Source organism: Brevundimonas bullata, assembly GCF_014207965.1.
GTDB classification, from domain to species: domain Bacteria; phylum Pseudomonadota; class Alphaproteobacteria; order Caulobacterales; family Caulobacteraceae; genus Brevundimonas; species Brevundimonas bullata_A.
In genome coordinates this window covers 319,727-334,387 of the sequence record NZ_JACHLM010000002.1, presented here as the reverse complement: position 1 = coordinate 334,387, position 14,661 = coordinate 319,727, and the positions used below count along the sequence as shown (strand labels likewise).

At 66.9% G+C, this 14,661-nt stretch carries 13 protein-coding genes; 5 read left to right on the top strand and 8 right to left on the bottom strand.

What is annotated here, in order from left to right; genetic code table 11:
- Positions 1-14: 14 nt before the first annotated feature.
- From tyrS to HNP51_RS06080, 3 genes are all read left to right on the top strand, one after another.
- Entirely contained in the window at positions 15-1,271 is a 1,257-nt protein-coding gene (tyrS, locus tag HNP51_RS06090; RefSeq protein ID WP_184268170.1) for a tyrosine--tRNA ligase, read from the top strand.
- A gap of 167 nt (positions 1,272-1,438) precedes the next feature.
- Entirely contained in the window at positions 1,439-1,906 is a 468-nt protein-coding gene (gene bcp, locus HNP51_RS06085) for a thioredoxin-dependent thiol peroxidase (protein ID WP_184268167.1), read from the top strand.
- A 115-nt stretch (positions 1,907-2,021) separates the two neighbouring features.
- A complete protein-coding gene (locus HNP51_RS06080; protein WP_184268165.1) occupies positions 2,022-2,579 on the top strand; it encodes a polymer-forming cytoskeletal protein in 558 nt (185 codons plus the stop codon).
- A 51-nt stretch (positions 2,580-2,630) separates the two neighbouring features.
- Here HNP51_RS06080 and prfB read toward each other — a convergent pair.
- From prfB to dapA, 4 genes are all read right to left on the bottom strand, one after another.
- Positions 2,631-3,747, bottom strand: a protein-coding gene (gene prfB / locus HNP51_RS06075; protein WP_184268163.1) for a peptide chain release factor 2 whose coding sequence is annotated in 2 segments (ribosomal slippage) — positions 2,631-3,677 and positions 3,679-3,747 — 1,116 coding nt in all. Because the reading frame shifts where the segments join, the coding sequence is not laid out codon by codon here.
- A gap of 130 nt (positions 3,748-3,877) precedes the next feature.
- Positions 3,878-6,262, bottom strand: coding sequence for a penicillin-binding protein 1A (locus tag HNP51_RS06070; RefSeq protein WP_184269091.1), 2,385 nt, complete (start codon positions 6,260-6,262; stop codon positions 3,878-3,880).
- Positions 6,263-6,366: 104 nt separating this feature from the next.
- A complete protein-coding gene (gene smpB / locus HNP51_RS06065; protein ID WP_184268161.1) occupies positions 6,367-6,834 on the bottom strand; it encodes an SsrA-binding protein SmpB in 468 nt (155 codons plus the stop codon).
- Entirely contained in the window at positions 6,834-7,718 is an 885-nt protein-coding gene (dapA, locus tag HNP51_RS06060) for a 4-hydroxy-tetrahydrodipicolinate synthase (protein WP_184268159.1), read from the bottom strand. Before dapA ends, smpB begins: the two co-directional genes overlap by 1 nt.
- Positions 7,719-7,833: 115 nt before the next feature.
- Between dapA and HNP51_RS06055 the strand changes: the two genes are divergently transcribed.
- A complete protein-coding gene (locus HNP51_RS06055) occupies positions 7,834-9,864 on the top strand; it encodes a lytic transglycosylase domain-containing protein (RefSeq protein ID WP_260398356.1) in 2,031 nt (676 codons plus the stop codon).
- Between the two features lie 38 nt (positions 9,865-9,902).
- On the opposite strand, the gene HNP51_RS06050 is transcribed toward HNP51_RS06055, so the two are convergent.
- The 4 genes from HNP51_RS06050 to HNP51_RS06035 are packed head-to-tail and all read right to left on the bottom strand — an operon-like array spanning position 9,903 to position 13,073.
- The gene (locus HNP51_RS06050; RefSeq protein ID WP_409360102.1) at positions 9,903-10,667 is read right to left on the bottom strand and encodes an ABC transporter ATP-binding protein; all 765 of its coding nucleotides are present in this window, start codon (positions 10,665-10,667) and stop codon (positions 9,903-9,905) included.
- Positions 10,664-11,653 (bottom strand): iron ABC transporter permease, encoded by a 990-nt coding sequence (locus HNP51_RS06045; RefSeq protein WP_184268155.1) that lies wholly within the window; start codon positions 11,651-11,653, stop codon positions 10,664-10,666. The genes HNP51_RS06050 and HNP51_RS06045 overlap by 4 nt, the downstream gene beginning before the upstream one ends.
- Entirely contained in the window at positions 11,650-12,423 is a 774-nt protein-coding gene (locus HNP51_RS06040; protein WP_221415754.1) for an ABC transporter substrate-binding protein, read from the bottom strand. The genes HNP51_RS06045 and HNP51_RS06040 overlap by 4 nt, the downstream gene beginning before the upstream one ends.
- 17 nt (positions 12,424-12,440) lie before the next feature.
- Positions 12,441-13,073, bottom strand: a complete 633-nt coding sequence (locus HNP51_RS06035) for a TetR/AcrR family transcriptional regulator (protein ID WP_184268151.1) — start codon at positions 13,071-13,073, stop codon at positions 12,441-12,443.
- A 300-nt stretch (positions 13,074-13,373) separates the two neighbouring features.
- On the opposite strand from HNP51_RS06035, the gene HNP51_RS06030 reads away from it, so the two are divergent.
- Positions 13,374-14,645 (top strand): glycosyltransferase, encoded by a 1,272-nt coding sequence (locus HNP51_RS06030; protein ID WP_260398355.1) that lies wholly within the window; start codon positions 13,374-13,376, stop codon positions 14,643-14,645.
- Positions 14,646-14,661: the final 16 nt, after the last annotated feature.

The window sequence follows — 14,661 nt, the reverse complement described above, 5'->3', positions numbered from 1 at the left end:
CTACGGAGCCGTCCATGACCGACCAAGCCTTCAAGTCCGACTTCCTCAAAACCCTGCAATCGCGCGGCTATATCCATCAGGTGACCCACCCGGTGGAGCTGGACGAGGCCGCCTCGACGGGAATCGTGACGGCCTATATCGGCTTCGACGCCACGGCGCCGTCGCTGCACGTCGGCAGCCTGATCCAGATCATGATGCTGCGCCGCCTGCAGCAGGCCGGGCACAAGCCCGTGGTCCTCATGGGCGGCGGCACGACCAAGGTCGGCGACCCCACCGGCAAGGACGCCTCGCGCCCGCAACTGAACGACGAGACGATCCAGGCCAACATCGCTTCGATCAAGACCGTGTTCGAGAAGTTCCTGACCTTCGGCGATGGCCCGTCCGACGCCGTCATGGTCGATAACAACGACTGGCTGTCCAAGTTCGGCTACGTCGAGTTCCTGCGCGACTACGGCACGCATTTCACCATCAACCGGATGCTGAGCTTCGACTCGGTCAAGCTGCGCCTCGAGCGCGAGCAGCCGATGACCTTCCTCGAATTCAACTACATGCTGATGCAGTCGGTGGACTTCCTGGAGCTGAACCGTTCGCTGAACGTGACGCTGCAGATGGGCGGCTCGGACCAGTGGGGCAATATCACCTCGGGCGTCGATCTGGTGCGCCGCGTCGATCAGAAGGCCTCCTTCGGCCTGACCACGCCGCTGCTGACGACCGCTTCGGGCGGCAAGATGGGCAAGACCGCTCAGGGCGCGATCTGGCTGAACGCCGAGCAGCTCAGCCCCTATGACTACTGGCAGTTCTGGCGCAATGCCGAGGACGCGGACGTCGGTCGCTTCATGCGCCTGTTCACCGACCTGCCGCTGGACCAGATCGCGCTTTACGAAGCCATGGAAGGCGCCGGCATCAACGAGGCCAAGAAGGCCCTGGCCGACGCCGCGACCTCCATGCTGCACGGCTCGGAGGCCGCCCACGCCGCTCGCGCCGCCGCCGAAGCCGCCTTCGAAAAGGGCCAGCTTTCGGCTGACCTGCCGACCGTTGAGCTGCCGCGCGACGAGGTGATCGGCGCCATGATCGCCGCCGTCGTCACCAAGGCCGGTCTCAGCACTTCCAACGGCGAGGCTCGTCGCCTGGCCCAGGGCGGGGGCTTGCGTCTCAATGACGAAGCCATCGCTGACGGCGCGCGCCTGATCGAGGCCTCCGACGTCAACGCCGACGGCGTGCTGAAGCTGGCCGCCGGCAAGAAGAAGATCGTCCTGGTCAAGCCTGTCTAGGCCCGCCCCTACGGTTCGCGTCATCCCCGGCCTTGTGCCAGGGATCCAGACGCTCGCTGGTCGAGTAAAAGCCCGCAGCGGGCATAACGGCGTCGGTGCTTCTCGATGCTCGAAGCAGGCCCGAAAATGACGACAGACTTCACAGCGCCTCTACAGGGAGAACAACCGTGACCGACATCACCGAAGGCCAGACCGCTCCTGCGTTCGACCTCGCCACCGACGGCGACGCCCGCGTCACGCTGGCCGGCCTGAAGGGCAAGTCGGTCGTCCTCTACTTCTATCCCAAGGCCGACACCCCCGGCTGCACGACCGAGGGTCTGGACTTCTCGGCCCTGGCCGATGCGTTCGGCGCCGCCAATGCTGTCGTCATCGGCGTCTCACGCGATGCGGTTAAGAAGCTCGACCGCTTCAAGGCCAAGCACGATCTCAAGGTCATTCTCGGCTCGGACGAGGACGGCGTCGTCTGCGAGGCCTACGGCGTCTGGGTCATGAAGAAGCTCTATGGCCGGGAATATATGGGCGTCGAACGCGCCACATTCCTGATCGACGGCGCGGGTCTGGTCCGCCGCGTCTGGCGCAACGTCAAGGTCAAGGGCCACGCCGAACAGGTGCTGGAAGCGGCCCAGTCTCTCTGATCGGTGGAAATGCGTTCAGGCCAAGCTTGCCTCCTGCATCGACCTGACCCTAACTGCCCGCCAAGGGGCTACAGTAGGATTAGGCCGGCCTTGCTGGCGAGATGCGGAGAGCACCATGTTCAACAAGAGCAAGCCATTCGATAACAGCCCGTCCAGCGGCATGGGCATTCCGCCCGCACCGGAATCGACGCCCGCCGCCACGCCCTCAGTTGCACCGGCAGCGCCCCGCCCGACCGAGCCTTCGCGCCCGGCGGCCAGTTCGCGTTCGTCCAGCCTGTCGACCCTGTCGTCCGGCGTAAAATATGAAGGCAACATCTCGGGCGCAGGCGAGCTTCAGGTCGACGGCTCGCTCAAGGGCGACATCCGGGTCGTGCGCGTCACTATCGGTGAAGGCGGCTCGGTTGAAGGCACGGTCCACGCTGACGTTCTGGATGTGCGCGGTCGCGTCTCGGGCGCCATCGTCGCCAAGCAGGTCAAGCTGTTCGCCACCGCCCGCATTGAGGGCGACATCACCCAGGAGCAGTTGTCGATCGAACAGGGCGCCTGGTTCCAGGGCCGCTGCACCCAGGCCAAGCGCGACACCCCAGGCGCCAACATGCTGGACGCCCCGGAAAAGCCGGCGGCTCTCTCCGCGCCCAAGGCTGAGAAGGCGGAAGCCAAGCCCGCCGTCTGATCCGGCGCCTCGCACATATGAAAAGGGGCGGCCCGCCGGCCGCCCCTTTTTTTAGTTCCCGTCGCGGGTCTCGCCGACCCGGGCGGCCAGGGCTGCGCCCATGAAGGCGTCCAGATCGCCGTCCAGAACCCCTTGTGTATCCGAGGTCTCGACCTCGGTCCGCAGGTCCTTGACCATCTGATAGGGCTGCAGGACGTAGGATCGGATTTGGTGTCCCCATCCGATATCCGTCTTGGCGTCCGCCAGGGCCTGAGCCGCCGCCTCGCGCTTCTGCAGTTCCAGTTCGTACAGACGCGCTCGCAGCATCTTCCACGCCATGTCGCGGTTCTGGTGCTGCGAACGGCCGGCCTGACAGGCGACAACCGTATTGGTCGGAATGTGCGTCAGACGCACCGCTGAGTCGGTCTTGTTGATGTGCTGGCCGCCCGCGCCGGACGCGCGATAGGTGTCGGTGCGCACGTCTGACGGGTTGATGTCGATTTCGATCGTATCGTCCACGACCGGCGAGACGCCGATGGAGGCGAAGCTGGTGTGCCGCTTGGCCGCCGCGTCATAGGGGCTGATGCGGACCAGACGGTGCACGCCCGATTCCGACTTCAGCCATCCATAGGCGTTGGGGCCTTCGATCAAGATGGTGGCCGACTTGACCCCCGCCTGTTCACCCTCTTCCATGGCCTCGATGGTGACCTCATAGCCGTGGGCCTTGGCCCAGCGCGAATACATCCGCAGCAACATCCCGGCCCAGTCGTTGGACTCGGTGCCGCCGGCGCCGGAGTTCACTTCCAGATAGGCGTCATTGCCGTCGGCCTCGCCGGACAGCAGGGCTTCCAGTTCGGCGCGCGCGGCGCGGTCCTTGACGCCGCGCAGTTGCTCGCGGGCCTCCTCGAGGGTGGCCTCATCGCCCTCCTCGTCGGCCATTTCAGCCAGCATGACGCCCTCTTCCAGGGCGCTTTCCAGTTCACGGACGCTGTTGATCTGGGCTTCCAGACGCGAGCGGTCGCGGCTGACGGCCTGGGCCTGTTCGGGGTTGTCCCAAAGGGTCGGATCTTCGACCCGAGCGTTCAGCTCATCCAGTTTTCGAAGCGAGACATCCCAGTCAAAGACGCCTCCTGAGCAGAGCGGCGCTCTGCTCGATGTCGGCCTTCATGGCCTCGACATCCGGTCTCATCGCAATCTCCTGCGAAACAACGCCTTACCTTAAGCAGGGCCGCACCGCGTGCGGACCGACAGGGAAAGCAACGAAAATAAACGGCGCGCCTGCGAACAGGCGCGCCGGATTAATGGGCCTAACTAGAGGTTCAATAGAGCCCGCTCAAGTCCTCGGCGGGCTGCTTCTTCGGCGGCGGGGGTGCGACGACCGCCGGCGCGGCGGCCACAGGGGCCTGCGCAGCCTCCTGCTCGCGGCGGATCACGTCGTTATAGTTCAGCGGACCCACTGGCTGAACCGGACGCGGCGCCTCTTCACGGATCTGACGTTCGGTGCCCGGACGGAAGGCTTCCTCGATGCCGTTGACCGTGCGGAAGACGGCGTTCTTGGGGCGCACGAAGGGCCGCGCGGGGCGTTCCTTCAGGGCGACCGTCATGAAGTCGGTGAAGATCGGCACGGCGGTCGCTGCACCGGCTTCGCCGCCGCCGAGCGAGCGGTTGTCGTCAAAGCCGACGAAGACGCCAACCACGATGTCGCTGGAGAAGCCGACGAACCAGGCCGAGCGGTATTCGTTGGTCGTGCCGGTCTTGCCGCCGACCCAGGGGCCCAGGCTGCGCGCCCCGGCCCCGGTGCCGCGCTGGATGACGCCTTCCAACATCGAGCTCATCTGATAGGCAGTGATCGGGTCGATGACCTGGGTCCCGCGATCTTGCAGGCGAGGCGACTCCTGACCGCTGAAGCCACGGCTGCAATCGCGGCATTGGCGACGGTCGGCGCGGTGGATGGTCTGGCCGTTCCGGTCCTGAACCATCTCGATCAGATAGGGATCCACCCGGCGACCGCCGTTGACGAAGGCGGCGTAGGCGGCGGTGATGCGATAGGGCGTGGTTTCCCCTGCCCCCAGCGACATGGCCAGGTTCGGCGACATGTCGTCGACCACGCCCATCTTCTTGGACAGATCGACCACGTTCTTCATGCCGACCGCCTGCGCCAGGCGCACGGTCATGACGTTGCGCGACAGCTCCAAACCGCGACGCAGGGACTGCGGGCCATAATACTGGCGGCTGTAGTTCTCGGGCGTCCAGCGGCCGCCATTGGCCCCGCCGGGGAAGCTGATCGGCGCGTCCAGCACGATGCTGGCCGGGTTGAAATCGCCTTCCAGCGCCGCTGCATAGACGAAGGGCTTGTAGGCAGAGCCCGGCTGACGCTTGGCCTGGGTTGCGCGGTTGAAGCTGGACAGGGCGTAGGAATAGCCGCCGACCATGGCCAGGACGCGGCCAGACTGGGGTTCAATCGCCACCAGAGCCCCGTTCACGGCGGGCACCTGTTTCAACGCGAACTGACCGCCCTGCGGTTCGACGAAGATCAGATCGCCGCGCTTCAGCGGGCGGTTGGCGTTGGCCCAGGCTGCGTCAGAGACGATCAGAGAGCCGGTGCGGTCATCCTTGGCTGAACGGACGCGGACATTGTTGCCAACCACGCTCTCGACGGCCGCGGCCTGCCAGGTGCGACGTTCGGGCGGCGTGTTCTTCTTCAGCGCCTCGGCCTGCCAGCCCGGCGCAAAATCAGTCGTGCCCCAGGCGCCGCGCCAGCCGTGGCGGCGGTCATAGCGCTCCAGACCGTTCATCAGGGCGTCCCGCGCGGCGGACTGCAGCTTGGGGTCCAGCGTCGTGCGCATGTAGTAGCCGCCGCGGTTGACCTCTTCCTGACCGAACAGGCCGATGGCGCGACGACGGGCCTCTTCGACGAAGAAGTCGGCGTCGGCGTATTCGGCGCGACGCGGCGCCGCGCGGGTGTTCAGCGGGCGGGCCAGAGCCGTCGCCAGTTCTTCCTGCGTCAGCCACTTGTTGTCGGCCATCTCGCCCAGAACCCAGTCACGACGGCCTTTGGCCGCCTCGGGGTGACGTTTGGGATTGTAGTTGTTCGGGCCCTTCGGCAGGGCCGCCAGGAAGGCCGCCTCGTCCGGCGTCAGCTGGTTCAGCGACTTGCCGAAATAGTTGTAGGCTGCCGAAGCCACGCCGTAGGAGCGATAGCCCAGGTAGATCTCGTTCAGGTACAGTTCGAGGATCTGTTCCTTGGTCAGGGTCGCTTCCAGGCGGCTGGAAAGGATCGCCTCCTTCAGCTTGCGGTTCAGGCTGGATTCGTTGGTCAGCAGGACGTTCTTGGCCACCTGCTGGGTGATGGTCGAACCGCCCTCCAGCCGCCGCCCCGACACGACATTGAAGACGTTCTTGAACATGGCCCGGCCGATACCGGACACGTCGATGCCGCCGTGCTGGAAGAAGTGGCTGTCTTCCGCCGCCAGGAAAGCGTGGATCACCTGATCCGGCACCTGATCATAGGTGACATAGATGCGCCGCTCGTCCGAGAACTCGCCGATCAAGGTCCCGTCGCCCGCAAACACGCGTGTCGCCGTCGCCGGACGGTAATCCGCCAGCTCTGACGCATCCGGCATGTCATGCAGCACCCACGCCGCATAGATGGCCACGACCAGACCGGCCACAGCGATGCCGCCAAGCAAGGCGACGCCCGCCATAACGAACCAGCGTTCGGCTATCTTCACCGTGAACTCCGCAAGACGCGCCCCATGAAATCGTCGTTTATCGCGCGTCGGTCCCGCCGCAAAGCGGAACCGCAAACTCAGCCCTTGTCGCGCATCAGGCGGGCCTTGTCGCGCTGCCAGTCGCGCTCGGCCGAGGCCTCGCGCTTGTCGTGCAGCTTCTTGCCCTTGGCCAGAGCGATCTCCAGCTTGGCCTTGCCCTTTTCGTTCAGATACAGGCGCACCGGGATGATCGTCCGCCCGTCGCGCTGGACGGCGCCGATCAGCTTGTCGATCTGCTTGCGGTGCAGCAGCAGCTTCCGGTGGCGGCGCGGCTCGTGGTTGAAGCGGTTAGCCTGCTTGTAGGGCGGGATGTCCGAGTTGATCAGGACGATCTCGCGTCCCTCCACCGCCGCATAGCTCTCGGCGATATTGGCCCGACCGTCGCGCAGCGCCTTGATCTCGGTGCCCAGCAACTGGATCCCGGCCTCGATGTAGTCTTCGAGGAAGTAGTCGAAGCGTGCGCGCCGGTTTTCGGCGATCACCTTCCTGGGCGCATCAGCGGACATCAGGCGACTCCGGCTTCCACCATGGCCTGATCGATCTGCGGCTTGACGGCGTCACGGGTCAGCGACAGCGGCAGGCGGACCTCCTCGCTGCACAGACCCAACTTCGCCAGGGCGTACTTGGCCGGCGACGGGGAGTTGTCGAGGAACAGGGCCTTGTGCAGGTTGATCAGGCGGTCCTGCCAGGTTCGCGCCGTGGCGTAATCGCCGGCGGCGACCGCATTGTACATGGCGACCATGGCTTCCGGCGCGACATTGGACGTCACCGAGATCACGCCCACGCCCCCGCTGGCGGCATAGCCCAGCCAGGTGGCGTCGTCGCCGCTGATCAGGTCGAACGGCCCGTTGATATGGCTGCGCATCCAGCTGACCCGCGAGATGTCGCTGGTGGCGTCCTTGATGCCGACGATGTTCGGATTGTTGGCCAGATGCGCGACCGCCTCGTTCGACAGATCGACGCCGCAACGGCTGGGAACATTATACAGCAGCATGGGGATCTGAACGGCGTCGGAAATCGCCTCGAAATGGGCTATCATGCCTTCCTGAGACGGCTTGTTGTAATAGGGCGTCACCACCAGGGTCGCGTCGGCGCCGACCTCTTTGGCGAAGGCCGACAGCTCGATTGCCTCATGCGTGGCGTTCGAACCGGCGCCGGCGATCACGCGCACGCGGCCGGCCGCGATGGTTACGCACTGCTCGATGACGCGCTTATGCTCGTCCATCTTCAGGGTGGCGCTTTCGCCGGTCGTGCCGACCGGGACCACGCCATGGACGCCAGCAGCGATCTGACGTTCCAGAAGTTTTTCAAAAGCCCCTTCGTCCACGTTTCCGTCACGAAGAGGTGTGATCAAGGCGGTGATCACGCCCTTGAACAAGGGGGCGGTCATTGAAACAAGTTACCTGCGCGGAGTTTCGGGCGGCACGCCGCCCTTTGAAGAGGCAGGGAGCGTAGGTTGCCCGCCGCTCGGCCGCAACCAGTGATGAATGAGGATCGGACATCTAATGATCGCGACGACCGTGGCCGCCGCCCTGGCGATTCTGACTCCGCCGACCCAGGACGTGCTGAACAGTACGCCTGCGCCCTATGCGTCCAGCCAGAATGGCGTCATCAGCGGCCAGGACATGGCCCTGTTCCAGCAAGGCCTGGCCTCGGCCCGCGCTCGCGACGTGATTGGCACGCAGTCGGTCATGAGCCGCATTTCCGACCCCACGGCGAAGAAGCTGGTCGAATGGGCCCTGGTCGACACCTCCGACAGCCAACTTTCCTACGCCGACCTGGCGCGCGCCCAGACCGACCTCGCCAACTGGCCGCGCGGTGATTCGCGTCGTGCGGCGGGCGAGCGCGCGCTGAATCTGGCCAACGCCTCGCCCGACACCATCATCGCCTTCTTCAACGGCACGGCGCCGACGACGGCTGAGGGCGCCATCGCCCTGGCCGGTGCTCTGGAGCAGAAGGGCCAGCGTCGCGAAGCGCAGGACCTGATCCGCGACTGGTGGCGCAACCGCTCCTTTGAAGAAGCCCAGCAGTCCGTCATCGCCAATCGCTGGGGCGGCTGGCTGAACGCGGACGACCACGTCGCGCGCCTGAACATGCTGCTGCTCGGCCCGCACGGTCCAGCGACGCGCGCCATGGTCTATATGGTCCCTGCCGACCGTCAGGGCGTGGCCAACGCCGTCATGGCTCTCCGCACCGCCTATTCGCCCGACGCCCTCGTGGCCGGCCTCAGCCCTGCCGTCGCCAACGACCCGGCCGTAGTGCTTGAGCGCGTGCGCCTGCTGCGCTCGGCCGGCCGCCAGTCCGAGGCCTTCCCCCTGCTGTCCGCCCTCCCCGCCGCGCCCTCACACAAGGAGGGTCAGGACACGCTGTGGACCGAGCGCCGCAACTACTTCCTGGACGCCCTGCAGCAGGGAAATCCCCGCGCCGCCTACGCCGCCATGAACGGTCACGGTTTCCCCTCAGGTGAGCGCAAGGTGGACGCCGAGTTCTTCGCCGGCTGGGTCGCCCTGACCAAGCTGAACGACCCCGCGACCGCGGCCCAACACTTCGAGGTCCTGCGCAACAGCTCCTCCACACCGATCACCCAGGGGCGCGCCCTCTACTGGCTGGGCCGCGCCGCCGAGGGCCGCGGCGACCGCGCGGGCGCCCAGCGCTGGTATCAGGCCGGGGCCGAGCACTGGCAGACCTTCTATGGCCAACTGGCCGCTGAAAAGGCGGGGATCACCACCCTGACCCTGCCCGGCGAACCCGCCCCAACGCCGGAAGACGTCAACCGCTTCGAGGGCAATGAGGTCGTCCGCGCCACCCTCATCCTGGGCGCGGCGGGCGAAAAGACCCTGATGCGGGTCTTCGCCTACCATCTCGACGACACCCTTCCCTCGCCCTACGACCTGACCCAGTTGTTCGACCTGATGCAGGGCTATGGCGACCAGTTCGGCTCCATGATGGTCGGCCGCGCCGCCAGCCAGCGCGGCTTCGTCATGCCCGAGCGCATGTATCCCATCCGTATTCCACCTCAGGCCTCAGGCGCCGCCCCGCTGGAGTTCACCCTGGCCATCACGCGCCAGGAATCCAGCTTCGACCCCTTGGCGCGTTCTGGCGCCGACGCGCGCGGCATGATGCAGTTCCTGCCCGCCACCGCACAGGGCGTGGCCCGCCGCATGGGGATCCCCTTTTCTCCCGAACAGCTGTGGGATCCGGACGTCAATATGCGCCTGGGCAGCTACCACCTGGGCGAGTTGATCAACAACTTCGGCGGTTCGCCTCTGCTGGCGACGGTCGGCTACAACGCCGGTCCCGCCCGTCCGCCGCAATGGGTGGCCCGCTGCGGCGACCCGCGCAGCAATCAGGTCGACCCCATCGACTTCATCGAATGCGCGCCCTTCACCGAGACGCGCAACTACATGATGCGGGTGATGGAAAACATGCAGGTCTATCGCGCCCGCCTGAACGGCGGCTCAGCCCCGCTCACGCCGTCCGCCGACCTTGCGCGCGGCACGCCGCCCAACAGCGGTCCGCGCTCCTATCAGCCCTGAGACAAGGATGGCGGGCCACTATCATAGTGGTCCGCCAATCAGACTTGGAGAAGTCTCCGCGCCGCCAGCAGCGGCCCGTCCGGCGCCTCGACCCAGATCCCGTCCAGATGGAAGGCCGAGCGCAACACGGCGGGCGACAGGGCCTCGATAGGCGAGCCGTCGGCGACAACGCGTCCGGCGTTCAGCACGATCACCCGGTCCGCCACCCGCGCCGCCAGCGTCAGGTCGTGCAGGCTGACCAGGACGCCACCGCCAGCATCGGCTCGCGCCCTCAGACGCTCCAGCACCAGCAACTGCGCGTCCGGGTCCAGCCCCGCGATGGGCTCGTCCGCCAGCAACAACGGCGCCTGAACCACCAGCGCCCGCGCCAGCAGCACCCGCGCCCGCTCGCCGCCCGACATCTCGGCCACGCCGCGCTCGGCCAGATGCCCGGCCCCGACCTCGTCCAGCGCCTTGCGCGCCCGATCCAGCGCGTCGGCGCCTGACAGGAAGGGCGCACCCAAGGCCGCCACCTCGATGGCCGGCAGGTTCCAGGCAATATGCCGTTCCTGCGGCAGATAGGCCGCCCGCGCGCCCCGCTCGCGTTCTGACAAGCGGTCTACGTCCTCACCGCCCAGCTTCGCCGCGCCACCATGCAGAGGCATTAGCCCCAGCGCCGCACGCACCGCGCTGGACTTGCCCGCCCCGTTGGGCCCGCAAAGGGCGACCATTTCGCCCGCGCGGACCGACAGGCTGACTCCGTCCAGCACCGTCGCCGCTCCCATGCGCGCCACGGCGCCGTCCAGCTCCAGCAAGGCGCTCACAACCGCCACTCCCGCGCCGCGCGCCAGGCGATCAAGGCGAACAGCGGCGCTCCGACCAGAGCCGTGAACACGCCTAGCTTCAATTCCTGATCGGTCGGCATCAGCCGCGCCGCCAGATCGGCCAGCACCAGCATCAGTCCGCCCGCCAGCGCCGAGGGCCACAACAGCCGCCCGGGATCGCCGCGAACCGCCGCCCGCACCAGATGCGGCGCCGCCAGACCGACGAAGCCGATTACGCCGGCCACGGCCACCGCCGCCCCCGCCGCGACCGCCGATGCGATCAGGGCCAGAATCCGCATCCGACCCATCGACAGGCCCGACGCCCGCGCCGCCTCTTCGCCCAGGGTCAGCATTCTCAGGCCCGGCGACGCCCCCGCCGCAAAGACAGCGGCCACGACCAGCGCCGGCGTGACCCAGGCCACGTCGATCCAGCTGCGGTTCTGCACCGAGCCGAGCAGCCAGTTCATTACCTCCGCCGAGGCGATGGGCGACGGCGACAGGTTGAAAATGAGGGCCGTCAGCGCCCCGGCAAAGCTCGACAGCGCCACCCCGAACAGGATCAGCGCCTCGGGCGCCCGCACCCTGGCGGCGACGGCGACCAGCAGCAAGCCCGCCAGCGCCGCACCGACCAGAGCCGCGCTCTCGACCAGCCCGGGTATGGCCGCCGCTCCCAGCACAATGGCCCCCGCCGCGCCCAGCGCCGCCGTCGCCGATACGCCCAGCACGCCCGGATCGGCGAGCGGGTTCCGCAACAGACCCTGCAGCACCGCCCCCGCCAGCCCCAGGGCCGCCCCGACCATCAGGGCGCAGACCGCGCGCGGCGCCCGCACCTGCCACAGCACCTCGCCCGGCCCGGATGCGGGATCGGCCAGGGCTTGCCCATATTGGGCCGCCGACAGAGCCGTCTCGCCGAACAGCACCGCCCCCACCAGGGCCAGCAGGATCGTCGCCCCCAGCCCCAGGTTCAGGCTCAAATGCCGCTTCATCGCGCGGCCTCCGCCAGCAGGGCGGCCGCGTCCGCCGCGAACCAGGCGGGGCAGCTCAGCGTCGAGGCTGGCAGGTCCGCCACCGTCCGCCCCTGCGCGGCGCGCGCCACCACGGGGTGCCGCCCCGGCCCGCGCCAGTCGGCCCGCCATTGTTGGAAGAACCCCCGCACGAACAGCGCTGGCGGCGCCAAGGCGATCCTCTCGATCCCCAGCGGCTGGTAGCCCGGCCCGGTCACGCCGTTGCGGAACCCCGCCGCCTTCAGGATGGAATCGATCAGCGACCCTGACCCGGTCGTATAGCCGCCCGGGGTGACATAGACGGCTTCGCGCCCGCGCCCACCACCGGCCGCCTGGGCCAGCCGCCGATCCATATGGGCGATCAGCGCCGCGCCCCGCGCCTCCTGCCCCAGACCCTGCGATACGGCCCTCAGGTTCTCGCGGACCCCGGCCATGTCCGTGGCGTCGTCAATGTTCAGCACCCGCGCCCCGCGCTTTTCCAAGGCGGCCAACAGGCGCGGCTCCCCGCCCCAGTAGCGAACCACGACGTCAGGCTGGAACCCGATCGCCGCCTCCAGCGTCGGCCGAACCCGAGGCCGGCCGCGCGCCGCCTCACGCATCCAGGAATCCGGATCGTCTGCACGCGACGACAGGGCCAGTTCGGCCTCGGACGCCAGGGCCAGAACATACTGGTCCGCGCACTGATCCAGCGACAGCACCCGCAGCGGCCGCGCCTCGGCCGCAGCCGGCGTCAGTACCAGAAGAGCCGCCAAGGCCCCGCCTACCGCCCTCACGGCCTGAGCAGGCCCGCGAACAGGGCGTCCAGCATCGTCCGGGTCAGCTCGTCCCGATCCGCCCATTCGAAATAGGGCTTGGTGATCCGCAGCGAGACAATGCCGTGGCCCGACGCCCAGATGACCTGAGCAATGGTCACGGGATCGCCCCGCATCCGACCCGCCTCTACCGCTTCTTCGACCACGGCGACGAAGGCCCGGAACAGCTCGGAGCCTGTTTCCTGCGCCACCGTCTGCGCCCCCTCGCGCGCCTCGACGGGTCGCGTCAAATAGGTCAGGCGATAGGCGTTCGGGTTCTCGAAGCCGAACTTGATATAGGCCTCAATCATCCGCCGCAGACGTATTTCGGGCGGCTCGTCCTCGACCAATATCTGCTGATGAGAGGCGATCAGCGCCTCGAACGCCCCCCGGCAGATCTCATGCAGCATCTCGCTCTTGTCGGCGAAATGCATGTAGAGCGCCGTCGAAGACAAGCCGACCTCATCGGCGATCTTGCGGATCGTCGCGCCCTCATAGCCATGCTCGACGAAGATGCGCTCCGCCGCGGTCAGTATCTCTGCGCGCCGGATGTGGCCCTCGCCCTTGGGCTTGCGGGCCGAACGTGGCGTGGGGGTCGAGTCGCCGGGCAATCCAGAACTCCATGACGGGACGCCACTGCATAGCCGCAACCTCAGCGAATCGCCAATCACTTGCCATTCGAAGAACGTTGGTCTTAATAACGTCAACCTTAATACGGGTTAACTTTTTACGCCTCAGGGGGAAGACCGGGTATGCATGGACGTTTCCCCAAGGGCCTCAACGCCGCCCCGACGGCTGACGCGGCGAAGATCACAGCGACGTCCACCCAAATATTGGCGGGGGGCTCAATCTTCGCCGCCTTGACGGCTTCCATCCTGGCATGGCCGCTCGTTGGGGCGGTTCTCCTCCTGTTGGGCCAGATCGCCTTTTTAGGCATCGCAGCCTGGCGGCTTTTAACGGTGATGGTCAGACTGCGTCATCTCGCTGAGGCAGTTGAAACGCCCGCGGCATCCGTTCTTCCCCGCTATTCCATCGTCGTCGCCCTCTATGACGAAGCCGCCATCCTGCCGCATCTGGTCGAACGCTTGGCGAACATCGACTATCCGCCAGAGCTCCTGGATGGTTATCTGGCCCTGGAGGCTCATGATCACGCGACCATCAGGGCCGCAAGGGCGCTGACGCTGCCCGACTGGCTTCACATACTTGTGGTGCCGCCCGGCTCGCCGACGACCAAGCCTCGAGCCCTGAACCATGCCCTGAGCATCGCGCGGGGTGAGCTTCTGACCGTTTACGACGCTGAGGACGCCCCCGATCCACTCCAACGCCGCGAAGCCGCGGCTCGGTTCGCGGTTGAAGACGGCGAGCTTGTCTGTTTACACGCGCCGCTGCGTATCCGACGCGTGCACAAGGGGCGAGACAGGTCGCCTTTTCTCGATCGTCAGTTCGCCGCCGAATATGCGGCCCTGTTCGACATCACCCTGCCGGCCATGGCCCGAATGGGCCTGCCGTTTCCGCTCGGCGGCACAAGCAATCATTTCCGGGTATCCGCCTTGCGCGCTCTCGGCGGCTGGGATGCATGGAATGTGACTGAGGACGCGGACCTGGGCTTTCGCATCTGGCGGCGTGGCTGGCGGCTCGGCGTGCTGAGCCGTCCGACCTACGAAACGCCGCCCGGCGAGTTGGCGCATTGGCTGCCGCAACGGACCCGCTGGCTGAAGGGCTACATGCAGACCTTGTCAGTCCACACTCGCTCAGCCTCTGGCATGGGGTGGCGCGGTTGGGCCGCTCTGGCCCTGACCATCGGCTCGGCGCTGGCGTCGGCAGCGCTGCACGCGCTTTCCGTTGCCTGGATCGGCATATTCTTCCTGATCGCTCTACTGGCGCAGCACCTGCCGTCAACGCCGTGGTTTGGGCTCGGTGTTCTGCTGAGTGGAGCAGCCGCTTCCATTCTGACGACCGCCATTGGGGCGCGTCTCGCCAACACGCCCTTCGGTCCAAGGGACATGCTGAGCGCTCCCCTCTACTGGTCGCTTCTCAGCCTCGCCTTCGCCCACGCCTTCGTCCGGCTGATCGCGGAGCCCCATCGCTGGGACAAGACCGCCCATCGCCCGGATGTCGCACGCGAAGAATCCGCAATGATCCTTGAGCCCTTGGTCGCCGACGCTGGACGAGCAGCCGCCTGAGCGCCTATCAGCCGCA

Coding starts and splice junctions, on each gene's coding strand:
- tyrS (WP_184268170.1), top strand. CDS start 15: ATGACCGACCAAGCCTTCAAGTCCGACTTCCTCAAAACCCTGCAATCG.
- HNP51_RS06080 (WP_184268165.1), top strand. CDS start 2,022: ATGTTCAACAAGAGCAAGCCATTCGATAACAGCCCGTCCAGCGGCATG.
- HNP51_RS06070 (WP_184269091.1), bottom strand. CDS start 6,262: ATGGCGGGCGTCGCCTTGCTTGGCGGCATCGCTGTGGCCGGTCTGGTC.
- smpB (WP_184268161.1), bottom strand. CDS start 6,834: ATGTCCGCTGATGCGCCCAGGAAGGTGATCGCCGAAAACCGGCGCGCA.
- dapA (WP_184268159.1), bottom strand. CDS start 7,718: ATGACCGCCCCCTTGTTCAAGGGCGTGATCACCGCCTTGATCACACCT.
- HNP51_RS06055 (WP_260398356.1), top strand. CDS start 7,834: ATGATCGCGACGACCGTGGCCGCCGCCCTGGCGATTCTGACTCCGCCG.
- HNP51_RS06045 (WP_184268155.1), bottom strand. CDS start 11,653: ATGAAGCGGCATTTGAGCCTGAACCTGGGGCTGGGGGCGACGATCCTG.